Here is a 20,344-nt window from a genome sequence, read left to right as displayed (position 1 = left end):
GGCCCTACCCCAGCTTGATGTTCCCGGCCCCGATGAAACGGTCATAGAGCCAGTAGAGCGCGACGATCAGGAACAGCAGAAGCGACCCGAGCGCCGCCGCAAGCTCCCAGTTGTTCGATTGCTGCATATGGAAGGCGATGATGTTCGAAATCATCTGCCCGTCCGTGCCACCCACGAGCGCGGGCGTGATGTAATATCCGACCGAAATGATGAAAACGAGAAGCGCCCCGGCCGACAACCCCGGCAGGCTCATCGGCAGGTAGATCCGCAGGAATGCCGGGATCGGTCGGCTGCCCATCGACAAGGCGGCGCGCATGAAGCTCGGGTCGATGCCGCGCATGACCGAATAGAGCGGCAGAACCATGAACGGCAGCAGAATGTGCGTCATCGCGATGACGGTCGAAAACTGCGTGTAAAGCATCTCGTGCGGCTGGCGCGTCAGGCCCAGCGCGATCAGCGCGGAGTTGACGACGCCGTTGGTCTGCAACAAGGCGATCCACGAGGTCGTGCGGACCAGAAGCGAAGTCCAGAACGGGAGCAGCACGAACACCATCAGGAAATTCGCCCGCGATGTCGAACTATGCGCCATGTGGAAGGCGAGCGGATAACCCAGCACCAGCGTCAGAAGCGTGATGATGAGCGCCATCCAGAGCGTTTTGCCGTAGAGCTTCAGGTAAATCTGCGTGTCGCGTTGCTGGATCGACCCGTCCCGCGTCATCTCAAGATCGAGCGCAGTCAGGTAATACCCGGTCGTATAGGTCTTTCCGGCCTTGCGCAGCGCGCGCCATATCCCCGGCTCGCCCCAGGCGTCGTTCGCCTCGAGGAGGAGCGCGGCGCCATTGCTGGCCAATTCCGCATCCTCGACGCGACGCAGGTTGCGCGCCGTGGATTTCACCACGCTCGACGTGCCGGGCAGATTGCGGTTGATCTCTTCGGCAAGCTGACCCGACGTGCGGTCGTTCGCGAGCCTTTTCATGTCCACGGCGAACTGAGTCAGGACCGCTTCGGATGGCTGCCCCTCACCGTCCCATTCCGCCAGCGCCTCCAGCGAAGCCGGAACAAGCTCGGCCACGGTCGGATTGTAGGCGCTGCGAAACAGCATCGAGGCGATGGGCGCGACGAAAGCGAACCCGATGAATACCAGCAATGGCGTCACGAACAGAAAGGCCCGGACACGCTGCGCGCGGATCTCCCGCGCCGCATTTCGCGCGTCTTCGGGAGCAAGTCGTCTTTGGTCGCGTGCCGAACCGGCCATGCCAGTCTCCAATACATGCCCCGCGCAACGGATCGCGCGGGGCGGTTTCCTATCGGCTTACTGAAGCAGCCACTCGTTGAACTTCTCGCCGAGTGACTCGCCGTAATCGGCCCAGAAGATGCCGTCGGCCTTCAGCCCTTCGTCGAGGTGCGCGGTCGGCAGGTCCTGCTTCACGTCCTCGGGCAGAAGCGCCTGCGCGGATTTGCGGGTCGGGCCATAGGCCACGTCCTGCATCCCCGAAAGCGGAACTGTCATGGTCGCGGATTTGATGAAGTCGAGCGCCATGTCCATCTTCTCAGTGCCTTCCATCACGGCCCAGACATCGAGGTCATAAACGTGGCTGTCCCAGATCATGGTGAAAGGCGCGCCTTCGTCCTTGATCGCAGCGAAAATCCGGCCATTGGCCGACTGCACCATCTGCGCGCCACCGTCGTTCAGAAGAACGGGGGCCTGCGACCAGCTGTCGTACCAGACGATATCGTCCTTGATCGTGGCGAGCTTGTCGAAGGCGCGTTGCTGGCCCTCTTCGGTGGCGAGGGTCTCATACACCTCTTCCGGCGCGACGCCATCGGCCAGAAGCGCCCATTCCAGGTTCACCTGCGGACGCTTGCGCAGTCCACGCTTGCCAGGGAACGCCTCGGTGTCGAAGAAATCCGCGATCGTGGTCGGGCCGCCGTCCGGGTAAGCGTCGTCTGCATGGGCGAAGATGATCGACCACACGATGTTGCCCACGCCGCATTCATGCAGAGCCTCGGGGATGAAATCTTCGGACGCCGGAGTGCCATCGTCGCCCGGCGGCAGGATCGAATGGTCGATCACGGCCACATAGCCTTCCGAACACGCGCGTTCGAGGTCGATCACTTCGATATCCACCACGTCCCACTGGATATTGCCGCTTTCGCTTTGCGCCTTCATCTCGGCCACGCCGCCACCGTAATCCTCGAACAGGATGTTGGTCCCGGACGATTCCACGTAAGGGTCGATCATGTGCTCCTTCTGAGCCGCGCCATAAGCGCCACCGAAGGACGTGACCGTCAGATCCTGGGCCGAAGCGCCCTGTGCGGCGAGGACCAATGCCCCCGCAAGCAGTGAAAGATTGGTTTTCTTCATTTTGAGCCTCCTTGTTGGGTCGGGAAAATATGCGGGGCCCCGATTACCCCGTCGTATCCGGCATTTCCCCGTCATGGGGGAACGCGATGCTATCCGAGATGAGCCATTGAAGACGACCCTGGTCCCCTTCACCGAACTCGGGCGCGGATAGGTCATTCAGAACCTTTACCACGATTTCCGATCCGTCGCTGAGCCGGAAATAGTAACGGATGAAATCGCCGACATAGATCCGCGCGACGAACGTCGCCTCGATCTCGTTGTCATGGTCGTGCGACGTGGGGTGGATGAAGAGCTTTTCGGGGCGGATCGACACGATACAGCGCCCGCTGGCCTCCAACCCTTGCGCAGCTTCCGCCACGATCTGCCCACCGCCCTTGACCGACACGACAGCGCGGCCACCTTCGATGCGCTCGACATGGCCCTCGACGAAATTGTTCTCGCCGATGAACTCCGCCACGAACGCGTTTACGGGCCGCTCGTAAAGCTCTGCGGGCGGTGCGCATTGCTGAACGACCCCGTCGTTGAACACCGCAATCCGGTCCGACATCGACAAGGCCTCGGCCTGGTCATGGGTCACGTAAATCACTGTGAAGCCGAGCTTTTCGTGCAACCGCGTGATCTCGTATTGCATCTGCTCGCGCAGCTTCTTGTCGAGCGCGCCCAAAGGCTCGTCCATCAGGATCAGCGTCGGCTCGAAAATCATCGCCCGCGCGAGCGCGACGCGCTGCATCTGCCCGCCGGAGAGCTGGCCGGGATACCTGTGCCCGAAGTCGTCGAGTTCAACGAGCTTGAGGTATTCCGCGATCCGGGCCTTCTGATCCGCCTTGCTCATGCCACGCACGCTCAGCGGATAGGCGAGGTTTTCGGCCACCGTCATGTGGGGGAACAGTGCGTAGTTCTGGAACACCATGCCGATGTTGCGCTTGTAGGGGGCGGTCTTGTTGATCGACTTACCCCGGATCGAGATCGTGCCCGACGTGACGCTCTCGAACCCTGCGAGCATCATGAGCACCGTCGTCTTACCCGACCCTGACGGCCCGAGCAGCGTGATGAACTCCCCCTGTTCGACCGCTATATCGAACCCTTTTACGACCAGGCTTTTCTGGTCATAGCTTTTCTTCACGTCGTCAAGTTTCAGAAAGACGGCGTCTTCGGATCTGGTCATTCAGTCTCGCCCCACGTGCAACCACAAGGCCTTAGGCAAAAGCCCAGCCCATGTATGCCGTTGAATTTCCTCAAATGGTGCATCTGTTTTCGTCGCCCCGCAAGAGGCGAGGCATTCGTCATGAGTGTCAGTGAACACCTTTCGGGCACCATGAACGGCCTGTGCATGGAAATTGGCAACAGACCGGCGGACTTTTGGTCGCGGCGCAGTTTGTATGGTCAATCCGCGGTCATGGTGGCGCGCGATTGATCGTTCTTGGCACACTTCCCACGGGCCGGAAGCGTCGATAGGTTCAGATTACGATGGGTAACGGTAAATTTGACGATGCAGCACGGTTTGCCGTGCGAGCGAGCGCTTGGGGTCTGCTTGCGGTCGTTGCTTTGGGGTTTCTGGGTGGCGTTCTTGCGGCAGGCGATACCTTTGCCGTGGTGCGCCCGCTCGCCGGAACCTTGCTTGCGCCGATCGCAATCGGTTTGTTCCGTCAGTCAGCGCGACGCTTGGCCATCCTGTGCCTGCTCGGAAGCTTCGTTTCGTTCGGCTCCCTCGCCCCGGTCTTCCTCGCTTCCGGCACGCCCTGCAAGAACACCTGCCTCACGCTCTATCAGAAAAACCTGCTCTCGCGCGCCTGGCCGCGCTATCCGCTCGCGGACGACATCATCGCTTCCGGCGCAGATATCGTGACGCTTCAGGAGGTATCCGACCACAATCGAAAGTACATGGCCCGAATGTATGACCACTACCCCACCAAGGTCATCTGCCCATTCCGCCCCCGACAGGACGTGGGGCTGCTCACGTCTCTCCCCATCATCGTGGGGTCGGCGTTCTGTCTCGAGGGGGCCGGACTGGCCGGCGTGCAGGTCATCACGCCCGATGCAAAATATGTCTGGGCCCTGTCGCTACACTTGGAATGGCCCTTCCCCTACGATCAGATGTCCCAGGCCCTGCGCATCGCGGACAAGCTCGAAACCCTCGATGGGCCCGTGGTGATCGGCGGCGATTTCAACATGGTGCCATGGGGTCGGAGCGCGCGCATGATACGCAAGGCAAGCGGCACCCGATCGCTTGGTCCCATCCAAACCAGTTATGAAAAAGGCGGCCCCTTCCTGCCTTTGCCGATCGACCAGGTGCTCGTGCCTACTGGCGCGACAGGGCGCATGACAGCGCGCCCCGAACACGGCTCGGACCACGAGGGGCGGCTCGCATCCATCGCATTGCCCTGAGCCGGACGAACGGTCTCACTAGCGCTGATCGAACTCCGGGTTCCGTGGAAACACCGCCGCCGCCGCAATTAAGGTGAGTATGCCGAGTGCAATCAGCGGCACGAGGTTCACGGACGATCCGGTGTAGCCTACAGGCTGTGCGATTTCACGATAGACCGCCCAACCAAGCAGAAGTTCGAACCCGCCCACGACGACGAAGAGAATCACGACGAACAATTTGTCGATAATCTGTGATTGACTGCGCTTGCTATTGCTCCGCTTCACATCGTCGCCCGAAACGTCGCTGTCGCGACCCACGGTTTGCCTGCGCCTGTCAGTTTCTGACATGTTATTTTTCATTAATCTTTCACTCCAAGCAGAAAGAGCTACTCTTCAATCCGGCCACCCGCTCCGATGGACCGATGCGCCACCTCTCGACGGAAATACTGCTCACCGTCCAAGGGGCGACCCATGGCGCACTTGTGCAAAATCCGGCGCGATGACGTGAAGCCTCCCGCCCAGCGGTTGGCCCGATCTGATGCAGGCGCGCATCATGTTGTGGTGAAAGACGAGCGAGGTTTCGCCGAATGAGCGGCATTACGGCGAACATCCACCGATGCCCGCCGTCGCCGTTCAACCGGCACGGTCGCAGTCTCGCCAACAGACTCGTTTTGGCGGTTTTCGGTTGGAACGATCGAGTCGCCCGAACCCCCTGCCGCAGGTCTTCACACAGCAATCAACGTGAACCGGCGTCTCCGCTGAAGCCCGAACGACGCACGTCAGGCCTTCGCCATGGAACCCAATGCCTCAGTGATCGTGCGCCTTGCACCATTCGTCGTGAACACGCGGCTTGCCCATGTGATCGCGCATGTTCTTCATCATCTCGAAATACGGGATCGGCACACGCACGGGCCGCTCGTCCGCCGCCTCGAAGTCATCGTAAAGCGTCTGGATGGTGACGATCACGCGCTCCGCATCGGTCCAATCCTTATAGTCGCCCAGATCGATCTTGTAGGCGGCGTCGAGAAAATCGACCCCCTGCTCGTAGAGCGGGCGCGCCATTTCGGTGACGTCCATCAGGTAGTCGCGCATCTTGCGCACGTCGTCCTTGGTCGAGATCGGGCCGTGGCCCGCGACGATCACCTCGACATCCATGTCGAGCACCATGTTGCACACGTTGATCCAGCGCACGACCGGGCCATACCACGCGATCGGCGTGCCCGCCGAGAACAGGATGTCGCCGGTGTAGAGCACCTTGTCCTCGGGCACATAGATCAGCGCGTCGCCCAGCGAATGCGCCGGGCCGACCTCGATCAGTTCCACGCGCTTGTCGCCGACCATGATCGTCATCTTGTCCTTGAAGGTCTCCGTCGGCGGGGTCAGCTCGATCCCCGAGAAATCGAACGGCTTGAAGCACTCGGCCATGAACTCGCCCGCTGCGCCGAACTTGGCGGGGTTGCGGTTCACCTCGTCCAGCATTTTCGGGTCGAAGCGATTGAAATCGGCCACGGTTCCTTCGGTCCCGATGATCCGCGCGCCCTTGACCAACTGGTTGCCGAACGTGTGGTCCCCATCCGCATGCGTGTTCACGAGGATGCCGATGTCATCCGCACCCGGCACGTTGGCCCGCATGTCGTCCAGCATTTCCTTGGTGCATTTCAGGTCGAACAACGTGTCGACCAGAAGGTTCGCCTCTCCATCCGTGATGATCCCCGCGTTGGACCAGCCCCAGGACCCATCTGGAACGAGGTATCCCCAGCAGCCGTTCCCAAGATCGTGCAGACCTTTCGTAAATTTCCATTTCGACATGAGTTTCCTCCCTAGAGAAGTGCGGTGGCGAGCGACGGAAAGATGAAGACGAGCGCGAGCACCAGCGCCATCATCAGGGCGAAGGGCGCCGCACCCTTGAATATCTGTCCCAGCGTGATGTCGGTGTCGGGCCCTAACGTGGACTTGATGACATAGACGGCAAGCCCGAAGGGCGGGGTCAGCAGCCCGATCTCGACGGCGAGGATCGCGATGACCCCCAGCCAGATCAGATCGACCTGAAGCCCGATCAGGATCGGCACCGCGATGGGCAGGACCAGAAGCATGATCGACGCGCTGTCGAGGATCGTGCCGAGCAGCACCATGATCAGGATCATCGCGATCACGACGCCGTTCACGCCAAAGCCCGCGCCCAGCACCGTGTCGCCCAGCCACCCCGGCATACCCGAGAGCGCCAGCATCCGCGAATACAGGCTCGCTCCCATGATGAGGAAACAGATCGAGGCAGTTGTATGCCCGGTCTGAACCAGCACCTGCCAGAAGTCGCGCCAGCCAAGGCGGCGTTTGACGATAGCGATGATGAGCGCGCCGGCCGCGCCCGCAGCGCCCGCCTCGGTCGGCGTGAAGATGCCGCCGTAAATGCCACCCAAGACCAGCGCCACGAGGATCACGATGGGGGCGAGCTTGGCCGCCATCTCGCCGAAACTCATGGTCGGCATGTCGTCGGTGGACACGGTGGTCCCGCCGATGAATCCCGGCGCCCATCGACCCATCGCGACGATGCCCAAACCATAGGTCATTGCCAGCACGAGGCCCGGGATCACACCTGCAATGAACAGATCGCCAACGGATTGCTCTGTCAGAACGCCATAGAGGATGAACAGAAGCGATGGGGGAATGAGCATTCCAAGCACCGCCGAACCCGCGACCACGCCGACCGAAAAGTGCGGCGTATATCCATGCCGCCGCATCTCGGGCACCGCGACCTTGGTGAACACGGCGGCCGACGCGATGGAGATGCCGGTGATCGCCGCGAAGATCGCGTTGGCCGCGACCGTGGCGACGCCCAGACCGCCGAGGATCTTGCGAAACGCCTGCTGCGCCACGTCGAACGTATCGCGCCCGATCCCGGCGACGGACACCACCAGCCCCATGAGAACGAAGAGCGGCACGACGCCGAAGAGGTAGTCGGAAATGGAATCCTTGAACGCGGCCACCATGAGCTTGGCCGCCATGTCGGGATTGTCACGGATCATCCACACGCCCACGAAGCTCACGAGCATGAGTGTGATCGCCACATGAAGCCCCGAGTAGATCAGGATCAGCATGACCACGATCGACGCGAAACCGATCTCGAGCCCGGTCATGGTCGTCGCCCCTTCAGGTTGGCCCAGGCCGAGGCGAGGTATTGCAGCACCGTCGCTGCCATGCCGATCGCCATGAGGGCGTAGAGCGGCCATGTCGGGATGACGAAAAAGCCGGGGTTGCCCATGAAGTTGCGTTCCGGGTTGGTCCAGGCTTTCGCCAACACCGGAACGAAATACCAGAACGTCAGCGCGAGGAGCGCAGCGCCGGTCAGGTTGAACAGCGCCCGCATGAAGCGTGCGGCCCGCTCCGATCTACGCGCCACAAGCGTGAGCAACAGGTCCGACCGGGTGAGCGCCCCGGACCTCAGCGTGTGGGCCAGTTGCAGAAAGACGATGCCGACGATGGAAAACGCCACCATCTCAGCCACCCCCGCGATGGGCGCGTTGAAAAGGGTGCGCATCGTGATGTCAGCACAGATCAACAGCATGATCGCGATGATCCACACCGATCCGAGGGCGTTCAGTCCGGCGACGACCGGCCCCAATGGCCCGTCACCGCCCCCGCCCTGCCCGCGCGCGGGGGTCGCGTCGTTCACATCCGTCACGTCACTCTCCTGGCGAGACCCCGGCGCGCCTGCGCCGGGGCCTGTGCCGTCATTCTTCGATGTAGTTGCGGGTGAAGGTGAACCCCGCGTCCGAGAGATAGGCGACATAGGCCGCCATGATCTCGTCTACCGGCTCGCCACGCGCCCGCGCGGCCTCCATCCATGCGCTTGACGGGTTTGCCATGTTTTCGATCCACGCCTGTTTCTCGGCTTCGTCGAACTCCACGATCTCGCCGCCGCCATCCAGCATCGCCTGCGTCGACCCTTCGATCCGCGCGTTCTGCTCTTCGAAATAGGCGTCCTGATAGGCTTGCGCGGCCACCCGGAACGCCTCTTTCGTGGTGTCCGAGAACCCGTCCCACCGATCCTTTGAAACGGCCAGCCCGCCGACATACATCGCGCCGAAATCGACCTTGTTGTAATACGGCGCGACTTCCCAGATCTTGGCCGGCGCGTTGGCGGTGATCCATCCGATCAGCCCGTCTGACACCCCGGTCTTGATGTCGTTGTAGAAGCTGACGTAGCTGCCTTGCACGCCCACCGCATCGGTGCCGTCGAGCCATGACAGGTTCGGACCAGCACCCGAAATCTTGACGCCCGCCATGTCCGCGCGCGTCTTGAGCGGCGTGGTGGTGGCGATATTGTAGCCGTCGATGGCGATGCCGCCGCCGATATAGACTGCCCCGGTCGCATCCGCGAGCTGATCAAGAAAGCCCTCGCTCGACATCAGCGCATGTTCGGCGGCCTCCGTCACCAGCTTGGCGTCGGTCGGTCCGAAAGGCATCGCATAGGTCATGTTCAGAATGCCCATCTTGGCCGGATCGAACACGCCCATCGCCTGACCGACGTCGATCAACCCGTCCTGAAGCGACTGCGCCTCGGCCCCCAGCTTGACCAGCGTGCCGCCATAGGCCTCGTTCCATTCGATCTCGACCTCGCCGGTCTTCGCCAGCTCCGCGTTCACCGTCGGGATGAACGTCTCGCCGATATGCTTGACCCACAGGAACACCGCCGGGTGCCCCGTCGCCACTGTCAGGTTCAATGTCTCCTGCGCAAGCGCCGGAGCCGAGCTGCCCGCCAGAACCGCCGAGGCGGCCAGAACGGACATACTAAGCCGTATGTTCTTCATGTTTTCCTCCCTGATGGCTTTCGCCGTTTCCTCCGATTCAGACGCTAACGGGGATTGAACAGTCGTTCAAGATTATTATCATACCGTTCAACAAACGGGCGGTTGATAAACATGAAACCAATGAAAAAAAGGGTCGAGCCCACCGAATCCGCCAAGGCGCGCATCCTCGCCGCGGCAGAACCCGTCTTTGCGGAATGGGGATTCGACGCCGCCACGGTCCGCAAGATTTCCGAAGCCGCCGGCGTTCCCGTCGCGCTCATCAACTACCATTTCGGCTCCAAACAGGGGCTGTATCGCGCCATCTTCGAGAAACGCACGCCGACCATCATGGACCAGCGGATCGCCGGTCTGCGCCTTGCACGTGCCGAACCCGATCTCGATCGCCGGGTCGACCTCGTGGTCAAGGCGCTGATCTACCCGATGTTCAGTTTGCGCGGCGAAAGCCCGTCCGCCGATTTCGGCCGGATCATCGTGCGCGAGATGTCGGACCCGCAATCCGAAACGCGCGGCATATTCCGCGACATGTTCGATCCCGTGGCCCAGATGCTGACCGAAGCCATCGCGGAATGCTTCCCCGACTGGACAACGAAAGAGGTGCACTGGGCCTACCATACGATGCTCGGCGCGATGACCATCGTCATGACGGATAACGGACGCATGGCCCGGTTGTCGGACGGCGAAGTGCGCGCTGACGATTGGGAAGAGGCCGCGCTCCATATGTGCGCGATCCTCGTCGCCGGTCTGAAACACCGGGACCGAACCTTGACGCGCGGAAACTAGGATTCTCAGGGAGGAGAAACGCATGAAACTGGTCACTTACGACACGGGCGACGGCATCGGGCGGCCCGGCGCACTCATCGACGATGGGAAAACGATCGCGGACCTCGCCGCCAACTCGTCCGGCGCGGTCGCATCGGTCCTGTGGATCGCGGAAGGCGGAGAAAGCGCACTGGCGCAGGCCGAAGACGCCGCGAAAGGGTCCGCGAAACTGTCCCTCGACGCCGTGCGGCTGATGGCCCCGATCGAACCGCCCCCCCAGATGCGCGACTGCCTGTGCTTCGAAACCCACCTCATCCAGGCGTTCCAACAGGCGCGCAAACTCAGGGCCAGCCAGATGCCCGACCCCGAGGCCGCCGAACGCGAGATGGAGGAAAAAGGCATCCTGTCGGTGCCGCAGACGTTCTACGACCAGCCGATTTACTACAAGGCCAACCGATTCTCCGTTGTCGGCCATGAACATGACGTGATCTGGCCGGGTTACTCCAACTTCATGGATTTCGAGCTGGAATTCGGCGTCTACATCGGCAAGCCCGCGAAGGACGTGAAGAAAGCCGACGCGATGAATCACATCTTCGGCTACACGATCTTCAACGATTTCACCGCCCGCGACGCCCAAACCGCCGAAATGGGCGGCTCGCTCGGCCCCGCGAAAGGCAAGGATTTCGACACGGCGAACCCGATGGGTCCGTGCCTTGTGACCGCCGATGAGTTCGGCGATCCCTATGACAAAACCATGATCTGCCGGGTCAACGGCGAGGAATGGGGGCGCGGCTCGACCTCGACGATGCACTGGAGCTTTGCCGATCTCATCGAGCACATTTCGGCGTCCGAGACGATCCGGCCCGGCGAGTTTCTCGGCTCCGGTACGGTCGGCAACGGGTGCGGTTTGGAACACATGAAGTTCCTGTCGCCCGGCGATGTCGTAGAACTCGAGGTCGAGGGCATCGGCGTACTGAGAAACCGCATCGTCAAACCGGGCTGACGGGCCACCCGGTTCGCCCAATTCGGCGTGCAACCCGCCCCGGTCGTCGGGCGCGCAGCCCGTTTCCTGTCAGCGATGGTTGCAAATCGGCCGACGACCCGGCAGGACGAGGCACGAACTCGCCCTGAACGGTCCCGACGGAGTCAGCATACCAATGAAACGCAGAATGCTCGTCATCGGGATTGGCGCAGGAAACCCGGAGTACATCACGGTCCAGGCCATCAACGCGCTCAACCGGGCATCGGTCCTGTTCATACCGAACAAGGGCGATGACAAAAGCGACCTGCATCGTCTCCGCCGTGACATCTGCGAACGCTTCATTGAAGGCTCCGACTATCGCCTCGTCGATTTCGACGTGCCGGAACGCTCCAAGGCCGGGGCCTACAGCGCCGACGTGGCGGATTGGCGGGCCGCGGTGCAGTCCACTTATGAAAGGCTTCTGTCGGACGAAATCGGTGAAGACGAAATCGGCGCCTTTCTCGTCTGGGGCGATCCGTCCCTTTACGACGGGACGATGGGTATCCTCGACGCGATCCGATCCTCGGGCAAGTTCGATCTCGAATTCGACGTCATACCCGGGATCAGCAGCGTCTCGGCTCTCGCCGCACGCCACAAGGTCGCGCTCAACCGGATCGGCGAACCCCTTACGATCACCACCGGGCGGCAGGTATCCAAGCGGCTCCCCGACACTGGCGGAAACGTCGTCGTCATGCTCGACACCCGCGATGCCTTCGCCTCCGTCACCGAAGACATGGACATCCACTGGGGCGCATACGTCGGCACCGAGGACGAAATCCTGATCGCCGGCAGACTGAGCGAAGTCCGCGACGAGATTTCCCGCCGCATCGCCGAGGCCCGCGACGAAAAAGGCTGGGTCATGGACACCTATCTCCTGTCTCGCGGTGAGGACGGCGATATCGACTAGACCGACTGGCGCTCACGATAGAGCGAGAACCGAGGTGACACCGACGCTCCTGCTTGCAGGTTGAGCGCCCCTCGCTAGGATCGAGGGATGTTGCGCGCATTGCTTCTCGCCCTCGTGATTGCGTCGCCGGCCCTCGCCCGCGACCCGGTCCTGATGCAGCCGCTGATCTGCACGTTGGGTGAAGATTGCTTCATTCTGAATTACGTCGATGCCGACCCCGGACCCGGCGCCGCGGATTTCACCTGTGGACCGCGCAGCTATGACGGCCATCAGGGCACCGATTTCGCCGTCCTGTCCTTCGATGCGATGCGTGCGGGCGTGCCGGTCCGGCCCGTGTCACCCGGCGTTGTCACGCATCTGCGCGACGGAATGCCGGATGCGGGAATGTCCGGGACACCCTCGGAATTGCTTGCAAACAGGGATTGCGGCAACGGCGTCCTGATCGACCACGGCAACGGGTGGTCTTCGCAATACTGCCACCTGAAAAACGGCAGCATCGCAGTGAAGAAAGGCCAGCGCGTCTCGCTCGCGACAACGCTCGGCGATGTCGGTTTCTCCGGTCGAACGCAGTTCCCCCACGTCCATGTGACGGTCCGAAGCAACGGCAAGGTCGTCGACCCATTCAACACCGACCAGATCATTTCCTGCGGCGGAGACGATGGACCCGAAGACGATCTGTGGGGCACGGTCATACCTTACGATGCGGGCCGGATCTTCGCGCTCGGGATGGCCACGGAGGTGCCTGACTACGAGGCATTGAAAGCCGGCGCTTATCGCGAACGGAATTTCCCGCCCGACGCCCCGGCGCTTGTCGGATGGGGCTTGATCGCCGGTGGACGCGCCAACGACGAGGTCGAGATCGAAATCCTGTTTCCCGACCGCAGCCAGATGATCCGAGACCGGGTGAAATTGGAAAAAACACAGGCAATGCTGTTTCGCGCCGCTGGCAAGGGTGTGCCGGAGGGCGGATGGCCCAGTGGCGAATACGTCGTCGGGGTGCGCCTGATCCGCGATGGCAAACCGATCAGCCTGACCAGCCAGCGCATCATGGTCGGCAACTGATCGACAGAACGTGGCTCGGCACAGCCCGTTCTATCGTCATTCCGTCACTTCTCGGTCAGCTTCAGCTCGATCCGCCTGTTCGCGGCGAGTGCGTCCGGATCGTCACCTTCAACAACCGGCTGATACTCGCCAAATCCCGCAGCCACGAGCCGGTCCGGCGGGAAACCAAGCTCCTCTTCCATGAAACGCACAACCGACAAGGCGCGCGCCTGGCTGAGTTCCCAATTGTCCTCATAGGGGCCGGCTCCCCGGATCGGGGTCGCGTCGGTGTGCCCGTCGACCCTTAGGATCCAGTCGATCTCATCGGGAATCTCCGATGCGACATCCCGCAAGATGCTCGCCACATTCGCGATCTGCGCGCGTCCCCCTGCCCCGAGATCGGCACCGCCCACCTCGAAAAGCACTTCGGACGAGAACACGAACCGGTCCCCCTCGATGCGTACGCCGTCCCGGTCACCCAGAACTTGCCGCAGCTTGCCGAAGAACTCGGAGCGGTAGTTTTCAAGCTCGGCCGCCTCGGCCCGCAACCGCTCGGCCTCCGCCGCTTCCAGAAGCGCGGTCTGCGCCTCGGCGTCCGCCCGCGCCGTCTCGGCCTCGGCCCGCGCGTTTTCCGACTGTGCGAGCCGCCTTTGCTCCGCCGCCACGCGCGCCAGCGCGGTGTTCAACCGCGATCCCAGCGCTTCGATCTGAACCTGCGCCTCTTCCTCGCGCGCCTCTGCCTCGTCCAGCACGTTCTCAAGATTGCCAAGCTGCGAGCGGAGCGCCGCGATCTGTTCGTTGAGAAGCGCGACCCGCCGCTGCGCGGCCTCCGATTGCTCCTCCTCACCCGCCAGTTCGTCCCGCGCGGTGGCCAGAAGCGCAGCCTGTCGGTCGGCTTCGCTCAACGCCTGATCCCGCGCCGCTTCAAGCTCCTCTCGCGACGCATTCGCCGCGGCCAGAAGCGTCAGCGTATCCTCGGCACGTTTGCGCTGTGCCTCGAGGGCGAGCGACATTGCCGTTATCTCGTCATCCGCGTTTTCCAGCCGGTCGCGAAGCGCCTGAAGCGCCGCCGCATCCGCGAGCCGCGCTTCTTCGGCCTCCGAAATCACCTCGGTCTGCTCGGCGATGGTGGCTTCCAGCTCGTCCTGCTCGACCCGCATTTCGGCCAGCATCGCCTCGACCGCCTCGCGCCGAGCCGCGGCCAGACGCGCCGCCTCGGCTTCGGAATCCACTTCCTCCCGCGCCTGCGCCAACGCAAGCTGAAGCGCTTCCTTCTCGTCGATGAGTTGCCGCTGCGCCTCTTCGAGTTCGGCGATATCCGCGGTCAGCGCCTCGCCCGCTTGAAGTGCATCATCCCGTTGCGCCAGAAGCGACGCGACCTGATCCTCGAACGAAGCGATCCGCGCAGCCTGCGCTTCGCTCTGAGCGGTCAACTCTGCAATCCGCGCCACCTGCGCCGCGTTTTCCGCCCGCGTGTCGCTCAACGTCGCAGTGATGCTTCCAAGCTCGTCGCGCAGGTTCGAACTGCGCTGTCGTTCCAGCCCGAGCGCATCGGCGAGATCGGAAACCTGCAAGGAAAGCGCGTCCAATTCGGTCGCCTGACCCGAAATTTGTTCGCGCAGGACAAATTGCACGACCATGAAAATCGTCAGAACGAACATCAGAACGAGCAGGAGCGCGGTCATCGCATCGACGAAACCGGGCCAAATCGAGCCCGAGACGGTGCGCACGGATCGGCGGGCCAGAGCCATCAGCGCTGCCCTCCAAGGCTCCGTATCGCACGCGTCAGCGCCTGAATGTCATTGCGCAGTTCCGCCATGCTCTCCTGCCGTCCGGCAGACATTTCCTCGAGAATGCGAAGCATCTGGACGTCGATCGACCGAAGCCGCATCCGCGTCTCCGCTTCGCCGTGCTGGTCGTCGTTTTCCTCGCGTGCCGTCAGAACCGACGTCAGCCGCTCCTGTGCCTCCGCGACGCGGCGCAGGCTGGTGCCACCGTCCGTGTCGTCGCCGAGCTTGGCGGTGAGCCGGTCCATCCCGTCCACCAACTGCCAGAGCCGCGCATCCGACGTCGCGCGTCCCTCTTCCGACATCTCGATCGCCTGGCGCAATGCGTCGACCTGTTCGGCCATGTGTTGAAGATAGGCAGTCGTCCCGGCCTCGCCCGAAATGTCGTCACCGGGCGCGAACCCCAGCTTGGTGATCGAGGACAGCCATTCCTCCAACTCACGGTAGAACCGGTTCTGGCCATGCGAGGCGAAAAGCTCAAGCAAACCGACGACCAGCGAGCCCGCCAGCCCCAGCAGCGACGAGGAAAACGCCGTGCCCATGCCGCCAAGCTGCGCCTCGAGCCCGGTCATCAGCCGTTCGAACACCTCGACGCCGCCCTCGCCATCGGACGGGGCGAGCGAGCGGATCGTCTCGACCACCGCCGGAACCGTGGTGGCGAGGCCGAAGAACGTCCCGAGCAGACCGAGGAAGATCAGAAGGTTGGTGATGTAGCGCGTGATATCGCGCTCTTCGTCGATACGTGTCGCAACGGAGTCGAGGATTGACCGCGCCGACGACGCCCCGATCTGAACCCGTGACCCGCGTTCCCGCATCAATCCGGCGAGCGGGGCGAGCAGACGCGGCGCATTGCGGCTATCCTGAACGCCGGCGGCGAAACGTTGGATCCAGCCCACGGAATTGGCGATCTGGATCACCTGCCAGAAACAGGCGACCAGCCCGATCAGGAAAACGAACAGGATGAACGCGTTAAGATAAAGGTTCGCCAGAAAGACCGGCATAACCTGCGGCAGGGCGAAGAACACGCCGACAGCCACCAGCCCGAGCACGATGAACATCGTGACGATCTGGCGAAACGGTCTTGCGAATTTCGGCTCGGCCCCGCGATCCGGCTGCTCCATACGGAGAACTCCTTCCGGACTTTCCCTTTGTTGTGGTGAGGATAAGGAAACCTGCCGCCCGTGCCAAGCGGCGATTAGCCCGCGAGACGCCGGACTTCCTGTGCGAGCCACGTCAGTTCCGCATCCTCGATTCCGATCTCCGACAAATGGTCGGCGGTGTTGAAAAGATACTCGGTGTTCGGACCCCGCCCGCCCACGGCACGCGCGATGATCCGGGCCTGCTCGTCGAGGTCGAGATGACAATATTGCACGTGGTCGGGGTCGATTACGTAACACAGCGCCGCAACCTCCCGCCCGTCCCGAAGGGCAAGCGGCAGAACCCGCTCGACATAGGCGGATGAGATCAGCTCTCGCGCGCGAAGCTCGGCCAAGGTCGGTTCGTGATGGGCCGGATCGACGCGAAAGGCCATTCCGTGGCACGAAGCCCCCTCCGCCGCGTCGAGCGCAAGGACGAGGCCGGGCTCCGCCTCCGTCCCCCTGTGGTGGATCGAGCGCATGCAGAACGACCGATGATAGCCGTCAAGCGTCGCGACGACCGTCTCGACATGGGGAAAGCCCGGATTCCAGAGCAGCGAACCATAGCCGAAGACCCACATGTCGCCGTCCGTCATCGCTTTCCCTCCTGCTGGCACCCCGATAGAAGTGGCGAAGCTAACAGAGAGGACGCCATGCACAAGGCACCGCGCATCATCATCCTGATCATGATCCTCATGCTCGTCGGTTGGGGCGGCTTCTGGCTCGTCGCGTCGCGGGGGACGGAGCGTGTGCTGACGGGTTGGTTCGAAGACCGGCGCGCCGAGGGCTGGACAGCCAGCTACGACAGCCTGAACACCGGCGGGTTTCCCAATCGGCTCGACACAACAATCGAAGGTGTCGTTCTGGCGGACCCTGACACCGGCATCTCCTGGCAGGCGCCCGTGTTTCAGAACCTGTCGCTGGTCTACCGCCCGACGGAAGTCATCGCCGTTTTCCCCGGTGAACAGGTCTTCGCCGCGCGCGATGAGACCTACCGGGTCGAAAGTGAAACCTTCCGGGCTTCCGCGGCGCTTGGCCCCCAGTTCGAACTGCCGATCCTGAGAAGCACGGTTGAAATCGGCGCCGCGACGGTGACGACCTCGGATGGTCGCGTCACCGGCCTGGACACCGCGTTGATCTCGATGCGTGAAACACCTGACCGGGAGGGTGACGTTTATGATCTCGACGTGAATGTCGCCGGACTGCGGCCCGATCCGGCCTTCATGGAGCGCCTGAACGCATCCGGCGCCTTCTCGGATGCGCTCGAAACGGTAAGGGTCGCCGGCACGATACGGTTCGACGCGCCCTGGGACCGTTACGCTTTGGAACGCGCCCGCCCGCAGCCGCGCGAAATCGAACTCACGCGCCTTGACGCGAAATGGGGCGAGTTGACGCTCGCGGCCAGCGGGACGCTGACCGTCGGTGCCGCCGGTCGGCCTGAGGGCGAAATTCAGGTCCGCGCCGAGAACTGGCGCGCCATGATCGACCTCGCTTACGCCAGCGGGGCCCTGCCTGAATCGCTCGTCGGTGCGGTGACAAGGGCCGGGACGATGATCGCGGGGCTGTCAGGGGACCCCGATACGCTCGACGCGACGCTTCGGTTCGAAAATGGTCGTGCGTTTCTGGGTCCGGTCCCGATCGGTCAGGCCCCCGACCTGAGCCTTCCCTGACCAAGCGCCGGATCCGTTGTCACTTTCCGCGCAAGACGCTGGCCGGGTCCTGCAACGCGGCGCGAACCGCTGGCACGAGCGTGCCGACGACACCGATCCCAAGCCCCAGCGCTACAGCGCCGCACACCAGCGAAACGCCAATCTCGGGCTCGACGAATCCTTCGACATTGGGTGAGCGCGCGACAAGCCAGGCCGCGGCGACCCCGAGGGCTATGCCAATGGCTGACCCCGCACCCGTCAGCCACGCACCTTCCAGAAGCAGGCAACGAATGATCCGCCCGCGCGGCCATCCGACGGCACCCATGATCGCGATTTCCCCGCGCCGTTCGTTCACCGCCATCGCCATCGTGTTCATCACCGCAAGCGCAGCAGAAACGACCGCGACCGTCGACACGACCCATGACAGGATGCGCGCGATCCGTACGTTCACGTAATCGTCCACCATCGCTTCGGTCTCGTCCACGGCCAGGCCCGGAAACTGACTGGAAAGCGTGGCGATTGCGGCGTCACGCTCGGTCGACGACAATGTGTCCGCGAACCTCACGACGATCGAGGTCGAAAACCCGTCGCGATAGGTCTGCGCCTGCATGTCGGAAAGCAGCATCGCCGCACCGTTTCGATTGAGAACGCTGTCGGTCGTGTGCAGCCCTGTGACGATGAACGGGGCCGAGAAGATGGTCACGAGGTCGCCGGGCCCGGCACTGATCCTTTCGGCAAGCCGCACGCCCAGCGTCACGCCGCCCACCGCGCCTTCGGCCGCACCGTCGCCGGCGACCGGAAAACGCCCCTCGGTGAGTTCAAGCGCCTCCCAACTCCAGCCTTCGGGCGGCCATCCATAGACGAAACTCGTCGTCACCTCGCCGATCGTCGTCATCCGCCCCAGTTCGGGAGAGGCCTCGGCCACCCCCTCGACCCTGCGCACGTCATCCGTGACCGCGACCGGGACCACAGACGAAAGCATGTCGGCCGCCCCCGCTTCGGTCATGATCACGTCGGCCCCGCGGGTTTCGAAATTCGCCAGAAGCGTTCCCTCGATCCCACGCACGAGGCCGACCAGCGCCACGTAAGCGGCAATGGCGAGCACCACGCCCAGAAATGTCAACCCGGTGCGCCAGGGTCTGTGAGCGAGATTTCGGAAGGCGATCCCGGACAAGGTCATCGCACCGCCTCCAACCGACCGTCCGTGATCCGCACCTCGCGCGAACAGGCCTCTGCCACATGGGGGTCATGCGTCACGATCACGATACTGGTCCCGGCCCGGTTCAGGTCTTTGAGAAGGCCGATGACCCGATCGGAATTGGCCCGGTCCAACTCGCCGGTGGGTTCATCGGCAAGGATGAGGTCGGGCCGGTTCGCCAATGCGCGGGCGAGCGCGACGCGCTGGCGTTCCCCGCCCGACAAACCGGCCGGTGCGCGACCGGCATGGCCTGCCATTCCGACACTCGCCAGCGCGGCCTCGGCCCGTTCCTTGCGTTTCGTCGGCGACGTCTCGACCCCGATCATCGGCAATTCGACATTCTGGCAGGCCGTCAGGGTGGGCAGGAGCCAATCTTCCTGAAACACCAGCCCGATGCGCCGTGCGCGCACGTCGGCCCATGCGGCGCGGGTCTTCGGCGCCTCGCCCAACAACGTTACCTGCCCGGCATCGAGCGTGATCAACCCGGCCATCGCGTAAAGCGCGGTGGACTTGCCCGACCCCGACGGCCCGGTGATTGCGAGCATTTCGCCCTCGGTCATGTCCAGGTCCACATGGTCCAGCGCCGGATGATCCATCCCCGCAAAGCGTTTGACCAGCCCGGACGCATGGATCGCGAGGCTCATGCGCCGCCTGTCAGGAACGCGATGAGCCCGGGCATGTCGCCGGAAAGAAGATGCGGCATGAAATCCTTTTGTTGCTGGGCCGTGACCAGCACGCCTTCGACCGACATGTTCACGATGCGATACCCCGCTCCCTCGGGGCGCAACATGAACTCGACCATGCGCAGGATGCTCCCGTCCTGCTTTATGTTCGCACCGACAAGGATCAACCCGCTTCCTGGCCTGTTCCCGATCGGCTCGATCTGTGCGGTCCCGCTGCCAAGTGTCTCGCGCACGAAGACACGGGCGAGGTAATCGCGATAGGCCTCCACATAGGCGCTGTCGCGTTTGTCCCGGTAGGCTTCCGGCAGTGCCGACGCGGCCAGGCTCGCAACGGAGAAGCGTTGGTTCAGGACAGATGTGATCGCGGCAAGGCCCGCGCCTGTGTCCTGCTTTGCGGTCTGCGCGGCCTGCGCAAGCTCGACCCCGACATTCCGCACGAATGCTTCGGGTTCGGCCACGGTCGGGCCGGCCAGGAAAAGAACCACGACCACGACGCCGGACAGTTTCTTCACAAGAGCGTTCATCGCGCCCACCTTATGCTCCAAGCCGATGTCAGCAAAGCGTTTTGCCGAAAAACCGCGCTCGGCTGACGTCTTCTTGACCCGTGTCAAAGAATCCCGGTCAAT

Annotated in this window: 20 protein-coding genes; 6 read left to right on the top strand and 14 right to left on the bottom strand. The window is 62.9% G+C overall.

Annotated elements, in window-relative coordinates:
• Positions 1–4: 4 nt before the first annotated feature.
• The 3 genes from KJP28_RS01935 to KJP28_RS01925 are packed head-to-tail and all read right to left on the bottom strand — an operon-like array spanning position 5 to position 3,530.
• Positions 5–1,255 carry an ABC transporter permease gene (locus KJP28_RS01935; RefSeq protein ID WP_218390542.1) on the bottom strand — a complete coding sequence of 417 codons (1,251 nt, stop codon included), beginning with the start codon at positions 1,253–1,255 and terminating at the stop codon, positions 5–7.
• 57 nt (positions 1,256–1,312) lie between these two features.
• A complete protein-coding gene (locus tag KJP28_RS01930; protein WP_218390541.1) occupies positions 1,313–2,365 on the bottom strand; it encodes an ABC transporter substrate-binding protein in 1,053 nt (350 codons plus the stop codon).
• Positions 2,366–2,408: 43 nt separating this feature from the next.
• On the bottom strand, positions 2,409–3,530 hold the full coding sequence (locus KJP28_RS01925) for an ABC transporter ATP-binding protein (RefSeq protein ID WP_218390540.1): 1,122 nt from the start codon (positions 3,528–3,530) through the stop codon (positions 2,409–2,411).
• A 302-nt stretch (positions 3,531–3,832) separates the two neighbouring features.
• Here KJP28_RS01925 and KJP28_RS01920 point away from each other — a divergent pair, with 302 nt between their 5' ends.
• Positions 3,833–4,750 carry an endonuclease/exonuclease/phosphatase family protein gene (locus tag KJP28_RS01920; protein ID WP_218390539.1) on the top strand — a complete coding sequence of 306 codons (918 nt, stop codon included), beginning with the start codon at positions 3,833–3,835 and terminating at the stop codon, positions 4,748–4,750.
• A gap of 18 nt (positions 4,751–4,768) precedes the next feature.
• On the opposite strand, the gene KJP28_RS01915 is transcribed toward KJP28_RS01920, so the two are convergent.
• From KJP28_RS01915 to KJP28_RS01895, 5 genes are all read right to left on the bottom strand, one after another.
• Complete coding sequence (locus tag KJP28_RS01915) at positions 4,769–5,077, bottom strand: hypothetical protein (RefSeq protein ID WP_218390538.1); 309 nt, start codon at positions 5,075–5,077, stop codon at positions 4,769–4,771.
• A gap of 459 nt (positions 5,078–5,536) precedes the next feature.
• Positions 5,537–6,538: an MBL fold metallo-hydrolase gene (locus KJP28_RS01910; protein WP_218390537.1), complete on the bottom strand. Its 1,002-nt coding sequence runs from the start codon at positions 6,536–6,538 to the stop codon at positions 5,537–5,539.
• 11 nt (positions 6,539–6,549) lie between these two features.
• Positions 6,550–7,863, bottom strand: coding sequence for a TRAP transporter large permease (locus tag KJP28_RS01905; protein WP_218390536.1), 1,314 nt, complete (start codon positions 7,861–7,863; stop codon positions 6,550–6,552).
• Entirely contained in the window at positions 7,860–8,408 is a 549-nt protein-coding gene (locus tag KJP28_RS01900; RefSeq protein WP_218390535.1) for a TRAP transporter small permease subunit, read from the bottom strand. The genes KJP28_RS01905 and KJP28_RS01900 overlap by 4 nt, the downstream gene beginning before the upstream one ends.
• Before the next feature lie 49 nt (positions 8,409–8,457).
• Entirely contained in the window at positions 8,458–9,537 is a 1,080-nt protein-coding gene (locus KJP28_RS01895) for a C4-dicarboxylate TRAP transporter substrate-binding protein (protein WP_255552151.1), read from the bottom strand.
• Positions 9,538–9,648: 111 nt separating this feature from the next.
• Between KJP28_RS01895 and KJP28_RS01890 the strand changes: the two genes are divergently transcribed.
• The 4 genes from KJP28_RS01890 (at position 9,649) to KJP28_RS01875 (ending at position 13,286) form a co-directional block, all read left to right on the top strand.
• A complete protein-coding gene (locus tag KJP28_RS01890; RefSeq protein ID WP_255552150.1) occupies positions 9,649–10,317 on the top strand; it encodes a TetR/AcrR family transcriptional regulator in 669 nt (222 codons plus the stop codon).
• A gap of 22 nt (positions 10,318–10,339) precedes the next feature.
• On the top strand, positions 10,340–11,299 hold the full coding sequence (locus KJP28_RS01885) for a fumarylacetoacetate hydrolase family protein (protein WP_218390533.1): 960 nt from the start codon (positions 10,340–10,342) through the stop codon (positions 11,297–11,299).
• Positions 11,300–11,453: 154 nt separating this feature from the next.
• The gene (gene cobF / locus KJP28_RS01880; RefSeq protein WP_218390532.1) at positions 11,454–12,224 is read left to right on the top strand and encodes a precorrin-6A synthase (deacetylating); all 771 of its coding nucleotides are present in this window, start codon (positions 11,454–11,456) and stop codon (positions 12,222–12,224) included.
• Positions 12,225–12,311: 87 nt separating this feature from the next.
• Positions 12,312–13,286 (top strand): M23 family metallopeptidase, encoded by a 975-nt coding sequence (locus KJP28_RS01875; RefSeq protein WP_218390531.1) that lies wholly within the window; start codon positions 12,312–12,314, stop codon positions 13,284–13,286.
• 44 nt (positions 13,287–13,330) lie between these two features.
• Here the strand turns inward: KJP28_RS01875 and KJP28_RS01870 are convergent, their stop codons facing one another.
• The 3 genes from KJP28_RS01870 to KJP28_RS01860 form a co-directional block, all read right to left on the bottom strand.
• Positions 13,331–15,016, bottom strand: a complete 1,686-nt coding sequence (locus KJP28_RS01870; protein ID WP_218390530.1) for a peptidoglycan -binding protein — start codon at positions 15,014–15,016, stop codon at positions 13,331–13,333.
• Positions 15,016–16,173 (bottom strand): biopolymer transporter ExbB, encoded by a 1,158-nt coding sequence (locus tag KJP28_RS01865; RefSeq protein WP_218390529.1) that lies wholly within the window; start codon positions 16,171–16,173, stop codon positions 15,016–15,018. Before KJP28_RS01865 ends, KJP28_RS01870 begins: the two co-directional genes overlap by 1 nt.
• A gap of 74 nt (positions 16,174–16,247) precedes the next feature.
• Positions 16,248–16,784, bottom strand: a complete 537-nt coding sequence (locus tag KJP28_RS01860) for a gamma-glutamylcyclotransferase (RefSeq protein WP_218390528.1) — start codon at positions 16,782–16,784, stop codon at positions 16,248–16,250.
• 57 nt (positions 16,785–16,841) lie between these two features.
• On the opposite strand from KJP28_RS01860, the gene KJP28_RS01855 reads away from it, so the two are divergent.
• Positions 16,842–17,858, top strand: a complete 1,017-nt coding sequence (locus KJP28_RS01855) for a DUF2125 domain-containing protein (RefSeq protein ID WP_218390527.1) — start codon at positions 16,842–16,844, stop codon at positions 17,856–17,858.
• A 19-nt stretch (positions 17,859–17,877) separates the two neighbouring features.
• Here KJP28_RS01855 and KJP28_RS01850 read toward each other — a convergent pair whose 3' ends face one another.
• The 3 genes from KJP28_RS01850 to KJP28_RS01840 are packed head-to-tail and all read right to left on the bottom strand — an operon-like array spanning position 17,878 to position 20,242.
• Complete coding sequence (locus KJP28_RS01850; protein ID WP_218390526.1) at positions 17,878–19,017, bottom strand: ABC transporter permease; 1,140 nt, start codon at positions 19,015–19,017, stop codon at positions 17,878–17,880.
• Entirely contained in the window at positions 19,014–19,679 is a 666-nt protein-coding gene (locus KJP28_RS01845) for an ABC transporter ATP-binding protein (RefSeq protein WP_218390525.1), read from the bottom strand. Before KJP28_RS01845 ends, KJP28_RS01850 begins: the two co-directional genes overlap by 4 nt.
• Positions 19,676–20,242, bottom strand: a complete 567-nt coding sequence (locus KJP28_RS01840; protein ID WP_218390524.1) for an ABC transporter substrate-binding protein — start codon at positions 20,240–20,242, stop codon at positions 19,676–19,678. The genes KJP28_RS01845 and KJP28_RS01840 overlap by 4 nt, the downstream gene beginning before the upstream one ends.
• Positions 20,243–20,344 lie beyond the last annotated feature (102 nt).

The organism is Maritimibacter dapengensis, assembly GCF_019218265.1.
Taxonomy (GTDB): domain Bacteria; phylum Pseudomonadota; class Alphaproteobacteria; order Rhodobacterales; family Rhodobacteraceae; genus Maritimibacter; species Maritimibacter dapengensis.
The sequence above is the reverse complement of the archived record's forward strand: the minus strand, read 5'-3'. Positions and strand labels throughout refer to the sequence as shown.

Excerpts from the sequence above, each read along its gene's own strand:
- KJP28_RS01935 (WP_218390542.1), bottom strand. The coding sequence starts at position 1,255 with ATGGCCGGTTCGGCACGCGACCAAAGACGACTTGCTCCCGAAGACGCG.
- KJP28_RS01930 (WP_218390541.1), bottom strand. The coding sequence starts at position 2,365 with ATGAAGAAAACCAATCTTTCACTGCTTGCGGGGGCATTGGTCCTCGCC.
- KJP28_RS01925 (WP_218390540.1), bottom strand. The coding sequence starts at position 3,530 with ATGACCAGATCCGAAGACGCCGTCTTTCTGAAACTTGACGACGTGAAG.
- KJP28_RS01920 (WP_218390539.1), top strand. The coding sequence starts at position 3,833 with ATGGGTAACGGTAAATTTGACGATGCAGCACGGTTTGCCGTGCGAGCG.
- KJP28_RS01915 (WP_218390538.1), bottom strand. The coding sequence starts at position 5,077 with ATGTCAGAAACTGACAGGCGCAGGCAAACCGTGGGTCGCGACAGCGAC.
- KJP28_RS01910 (WP_218390537.1), bottom strand. The coding sequence starts at position 6,538 with ATGTCGAAATGGAAATTTACGAAAGGTCTGCACGATCTTGGGAACGGC.
- KJP28_RS01905 (WP_218390536.1), bottom strand. The coding sequence starts at position 7,863 with ATGACCGGGCTCGAGATCGGTTTCGCGTCGATCGTGGTCATGCTGATC.
- KJP28_RS01895 (WP_255552151.1), bottom strand. The coding sequence starts at position 9,537 with ATGAAGAACATACGGCTTAGTATGTCCGTTCTGGCCGCCTCGGCGGTT.
- KJP28_RS01890 (WP_255552150.1), top strand. The coding sequence starts at position 9,649 with ATGAAACCAATGAAAAAAAGGGTCGAGCCCACCGAATCCGCCAAGGCG.
- KJP28_RS01885 (WP_218390533.1), top strand. The coding sequence starts at position 10,340 with ATGAAACTGGTCACTTACGACACGGGCGACGGCATCGGGCGGCCCGGC.
- cobF (WP_218390532.1), top strand. The coding sequence starts at position 11,454 with ATGAAACGCAGAATGCTCGTCATCGGGATTGGCGCAGGAAACCCGGAG.
- KJP28_RS01875 (WP_218390531.1), top strand. The coding sequence starts at position 12,312 with ATGTTGCGCGCATTGCTTCTCGCCCTCGTGATTGCGTCGCCGGCCCTC.
- KJP28_RS01870 (WP_218390530.1), bottom strand. The coding sequence starts at position 15,016 with ATGGCTCTGGCCCGCCGATCCGTGCGCACCGTCTCGGGCTCGATTTGG.
- KJP28_RS01865 (WP_218390529.1), bottom strand. The coding sequence starts at position 16,173 with ATGGAGCAGCCGGATCGCGGGGCCGAGCCGAAATTCGCAAGACCGTTT.
- KJP28_RS01860 (WP_218390528.1), bottom strand. The coding sequence starts at position 16,784 with ATGACGGACGGCGACATGTGGGTCTTCGGCTATGGTTCGCTGCTCTGG.
- KJP28_RS01855 (WP_218390527.1), top strand. The coding sequence starts at position 16,842 with ATGCACAAGGCACCGCGCATCATCATCCTGATCATGATCCTCATGCTC.
- KJP28_RS01850 (WP_218390526.1), bottom strand. The coding sequence starts at position 19,017 with ATGACCTTGTCCGGGATCGCCTTCCGAAATCTCGCTCACAGACCCTGG.
- KJP28_RS01845 (WP_218390525.1), bottom strand. The coding sequence starts at position 19,679 with ATGAGCCTCGCGATCCATGCGTCCGGGCTGGTCAAACGCTTTGCGGGG.
- KJP28_RS01840 (WP_218390524.1), bottom strand. The coding sequence starts at position 20,242 with ATGAACGCTCTTGTGAAGAAACTGTCCGGCGTCGTGGTCGTGGTTCTT.